The 517-nt window shown below is 72.9% G+C and carries 1 protein-coding gene; it reads left to right on the top strand.

The annotated features are described in order from the left end of the window. The coding region (locus tag AOK17_RS07410) for an FAD-linked oxidase C-terminal domain-containing protein (protein WP_281198584.1) at positions 1–470 on the top strand (470 nt) is incomplete at its 5' end. Positions 471–517 lie beyond the last annotated feature (47 nt).

Here is a 517-nt window from a genome sequence, read left to right as displayed (position 1 = left end):
CGCTGGCGACGACGGTCGAGGTGACCGACGATCCCGCCGAGGCCGAGTCGCTGCTCGCCGCGCGCCGGCTGGCCCTGCCCGCCCTCGAACGGCTGGGCCGGCCGCTGATCGAGGACATCGCGGTACCGCGCTCGCGGCTGGCGGAGGCGGCTCGTTCGATCCGTGCGATCTCCGAACGCCATGGCGTCCCGATCTTCACCATCGCGCACGCCGCCGACGGGAACCTGCACCCGATCATCGTCGTGGATCCGGCCCTGGACCGGCTCCCGGATGCCGCGTGGGAGGCGGCGGGTGAGATCTTCGCGCTGGCGCTGCGGCTGGGCGGCACGCTCACGGGGGAACACGGGGTGGGTGTTCTGAAGCGGCAGTGGGTCGCGGAGGAGCTGGGCCCTGCGGCGCACGCGTTGCAGCGGCGACTCAAGGAGGCGTTCGACCCCCTGGGGATCCTCAACCCCGGCAAGAGCCTCTGAGCACCGGCCGCCCTCTGTTCCCTGGCGGGTGCGGGTTGGCTGTGGCT

Source organism: Streptomyces phaeochromogenes (assembly GCF_001418655.1).
Classification (GTDB): domain Bacteria; phylum Actinomycetota; class Actinomycetes; order Streptomycetales; family Streptomycetaceae; genus Streptomyces; species Streptomyces phaeochromogenes.
The sequence above is the reverse complement of the archived record's forward strand: the minus strand, read 5'-3'. Positions and strand labels throughout refer to the sequence as shown.